4 protein-coding genes are annotated in these 3,831 nt (G+C 76.3%); 1 reads left to right on the forward strand and 3 read right to left on the reverse strand.

Features of this window, described 5'->3' with window-relative positions:
- Positions 1-130: 130 nt before the first annotated feature.
- The 3 genes from ACWGKU_RS39565 to ACWGKU_RS39575 are packed head-to-tail and all read right to left on the reverse strand — an operon-like array spanning position 131 to position 2,687.
- Positions 131-1,102: an NADPH:quinone oxidoreductase family protein gene (locus ACWGKU_RS39565; protein ID WP_401051444.1), complete on the reverse strand. Its 972-nt coding sequence runs from the start codon at positions 1,100-1,102 to the stop codon at positions 131-133.
- Entirely contained in the window at positions 1,099-1,932 is an 834-nt protein-coding gene (locus ACWGKU_RS39570) for an SDR family oxidoreductase (RefSeq protein WP_401051452.1), read from the reverse strand. The genes ACWGKU_RS39565 and ACWGKU_RS39570 overlap by 4 nt, the downstream gene beginning before the upstream one ends.
- Positions 1,929-2,687 (reverse strand): SDR family oxidoreductase, encoded by a 759-nt coding sequence (locus ACWGKU_RS39575; protein ID WP_380551174.1) that lies wholly within the window; start codon positions 2,685-2,687, stop codon positions 1,929-1,931. The genes ACWGKU_RS39570 and ACWGKU_RS39575 overlap by 4 nt, the downstream gene beginning before the upstream one ends.
- A gap of 209 nt (positions 2,688-2,896) precedes the next feature.
- Between ACWGKU_RS39575 and ACWGKU_RS39580 the strand changes: the two genes are divergently transcribed.
- Complete coding sequence (locus tag ACWGKU_RS39580; RefSeq protein ID WP_401053394.1) at positions 2,897-3,523, forward strand: TetR/AcrR family transcriptional regulator; 627 nt, start codon at positions 2,897-2,899, stop codon at positions 3,521-3,523.
- The last annotated feature ends 308 nt before the right edge of the window (positions 3,524-3,831 follow it).

Raw genomic sequence — 3,831 nt, forward strand, 5'->3', positions numbered from 1 at the left:
CGCTGTGGTCTGGTGGGCTCTTTTATGTTTATCCGCCACCGCGTCGGCGGGCGCGGGGTGCGGGGGGGGCCCGCCCACCGCGGCGGGGCGGTGGCCTCGCCCCGTGTCGCGGTCCGAGCCGCGCGGCGGGTCAGTCGCCGAGGACGGCGATCCGGCCGGTGCTGTGCCCGGCGGCGACGAGCCGGACGGCGTCCGGGGCGGCGGCCAGCGGCACCCGGGCGCTCACCAGGGGGCGGACGGCGCCCTGCTCGGCGAGCCTGCCGAGCTCGTCGTGGGCGGTGCGGACGGCGCGCGGGTCGTGGGTGTTGTAGAGGCCCCAGTGCAGGCCCAGGATCGAGTAGTTCTTCACCAGGGCGTGGTTGAGCGCCGGGGCGGGGATCTGCCCGGCGGCGAAGCCGACGACCACGATCCGGCCCTCGAAGGCGATGCACCGGGTGGAGCCGGCGTAGGCCTCGCCGCCGACCGGGTCGAAGACCACGTCCGCGCCGCGTCCGCCGGTGGCCTCCTTGACGGCGGCGACGAAGTCCCGCTCCCGGCGGTCCACCACCAGGTCCGCGCCGAGCGCCCGCGCCGCCTCGGCCTTCGACGGCCCGCCGACCACGGCGATCACCCGTGCCCCGGCGGCCCGGCCGAGCTGGACCGCCGCGCTGCCGACGCCGCCGGCGGCCGCGTGCACCAGCAGGGTCTCGCCGGCCCGCAGCCGGGCCCGGCGGTGCAGCGCGAACCAGGCGGTCTGGTAGCCGATGTGCAGGGCGGCGGCCTCGGCGTCGTCCAGCACCTCGGGCGCCGGGAACGCGGCGGCGGCGTCCAGCAGCGCGTACTCGGCGAAGGCGCCGTGCGGCAGCACCGGGTTGCCGATCAGCCGCTCGCCCCGCCGGGCGCCGTCCACCACCTCGCCGCACAGTTCCACGCCGGGCGTGAACGGCAGCGGCGGGCGGACCTGGTACTGCCCGCGCACCATCAGCGCGTCCGGGAAGTTGACGGCCGCCGCCCGTACCCGCACCAGCAGCTGCCCCGGGCCGGGTACCGGCCGCGCGACGTCCTCGACCAGCCGCATCACCTCGGCGGGCTCGCCGAGCTCGTCAACCTGCCACGCCCTCACAGCAGTTCACTCCTCTCCAGCCCCTGCTGGAGCCGGTTCATCCCGGTGAGCCAGCGGTCCGGCGCGGTGGCCCGGGCGCGGCAGTAGTCGGCGACCTCGGGGTGCGGCAGGAGCAGGAAGCGCTCCGCGCGCATCCCGTCCAGGGCCGCCCCGGCGACGTCCGCCGGGTCGAGCGCGGTCGGGGCCAGCAGCGCCTCGCCGACCGCGCCGGTGGAGGCGAGCAGATCGGTGCGCACGCCCTGCGGGCAGAGCGCGTGCACCCGCAGGCCCCGGTGGCGGTAGGTCGCGGAGAGCCACTCGGCGAAGGCCAGCGCGCCGTGCTTGGTCACCGAGTACGGGGCCGAGCCCAGCATGGTGAGCAGCCCGGCGGCGGAGACGGTGGCCAGGAACCGGCCCTCGCCGCGCTCCAGCCAGCGGGGGAGCAGCAGTTCGGCGGCCCGGACGTGGGCCATGACGTTGACCTCCCAGGCGCTCGTCCAGGCCGCGGCGGGCGCGTCCGCGCCGCCCACCGGGGCGACGCCCGCGTTGGCGCACCACACGTCGATCTCGCCGAGTTCGGCGCGGGCCCGGCCGACCAGGTCGGCGATCCCCTCGGCGGAGGCGGCGTCCCCGGGCAGTGCGGTGCCCGCGCACTCCTTCGCGACGGCGTGGGCGGCCCCGGCGTCCAGGTCGTTGACCGCCACCCGGGCGCCGGCCGCGGCGAAGGCCCGGGCCAGCGCGGCGCCGATGCCCCGGCCGCCGCCGGTCACCACCACGCCCCGGCCGTCGAACGCCCGGCTGTCGGACGTCCCGCTGTCGGCTGTCGGGTCGTCGACGTCCCCGGGGGTCACATTCCACCGCCGAGGGTGACCCCGCCGTCCACGACCAGGGTCTGGCCGGTGATCCAGCCGGCGTCCGGGGAGAGCAGGAAGGCGACGGCGCCGGCGATGTCCTCGGGGACGCCGAGGCGGCCGAGCGGGTAGGCCCTGGCGACCTTCTCCTCGCGGCCCTCGTACAGCGCCTCGGCGAATTTGGTCTTGACCACGGCGGGGGCGACGGCGTTGACCCGGATGCCCTGCGGGCCCAGTTCGGCGGCGAGTTCGGTGGTGAGCCGGATCAGCGCGGCCTTGCTGACGCCGTACATGCCGATCCCGAGCGAGGAGCGGATGCCGGCGATGGAGGCGACGTTGACGACGGAGCCGCCGTGCTCGCCCATCCAGGCGGCGTGCGCGCGGCGGGTCCAGGCCAGCGGGGCGAGCACGTTGACGGCGAGGATCTTGGCGGCGGCGGCCTCGTCGGTGTCCAGGACCGGCCCGTACACCGGGTTGATGCCGGTGTTGTTGACCAGGTGGTCGAGCCGCCCGAAGGCCTCCAGGGTGCGGGTGACGGCCTCCTCCTGGTGCGCCGGGTCGTCGGCCTTGCCCGCGACGGCGATCGCGTTGTCCGGGCCGCCCAGGTCGCGGACGGCCTCGGCGAGCGGTTCCGGGTTGCGGGCGGTGAGGCAGACCTTGGCCCCGCGGTCGACCAGCTCGCGGGCGATGCCGAGGCCGATGCCCCGGCTCGACCCGGTGACGACGGCCACCCGGCCCTTGAAGGAGTGCACCACGGAGCGTCCCGCCTTTCGTGCGAGGATCTCTGCCAGCTGACTAAGCGCTTGCTCAGCATGCTGTCGGTGCGGGAGCCTGTCAACACTCCGCCGGCCGCCCACCCCCGGCCCGAGCGGTGGCCGACGGTCGGGCCGGATGATGGTCGACGGTCGGGCCGGGCGGGCGGTCGGAGGGAAAGCGTGTACGAGTTCTCTGGGAGGATGACGCCATGACCAGCACCCCGCTCGCCGACCTCTGGCCGACCCTGCCCGGCGCCGACGCCCGCCCCGAAGCGGCGTACCGGCTGCTCCAGGCCGCCGTCGAGTCGTTCGCGGAGCGCGGCTTCCACGCCACCACGACCCGGGACATCGCCACCGCGGCGGGGATGAGCCCGGCGGCGCTGTACATCCACTACCAGTCGAAGGCCGCGCTGCTGGCCGAGATCAGCCGGGCCGGGCACGCCGCCACGCTGACCCTGGTCCGGAACGCGGCGGCCGGCGAGGGCGGCCCGGCCGAACGGATGCGGCGGCTGGTCGAGCAGTTCACCGCCTGGCACGCCCGGGCCCGGACGGTCGGCCGGGTGGTCAACTACGAGCTGCACGCGCTGCCCGAGGACGCCTACGCGGTGGTCGCGGCGCTGCGCCTGGACATCGAGCGCGAGGTCAGCACGCTGATCGGGGCCGGTGTGGCGGCGGGGGACTTCCAGGTGGCGGAGGTGCGCACGGCGGCTCGCGCGGTCACCTCGCTGGGCATCGACGTCTCCCGCTGGTACACCGACAACTCGACCGAGACGCCGGAGGAACTCGGGCGCCGCTACGGCGAGTTGGTGCTGCGGATGCTCGGCGCCCGGGTCTGACGCGGGAGGCGGCCCGGTCCGCCCTTGACCTGCTCACGGAGTGCGAGCAGACTCGTATACGAAGTACGTGTGCCTCGTAGGCGTACAGCGCAGGGACGGGATGCGGACGACCCGCGATCCCCTCCCGGCCGCACTCCCACCGCAGCTCCGACGCTGCGGATCGAAGCAGATCACCTCCCGCGGCGATCCCGCCCCCGACCGGCGGTGCCGAAGGGAGCAGACCCCGACCCGGGCCGGCCCGGCCGGGTCGTGGGGCGGGCGCGCGGCGGCGGGGCCGGCGGGGGCGGCGGGCGCGGCGGGGGGGGCGC

This window comes from Kitasatospora sp. NPDC054768 (genome assembly GCF_053612025.1).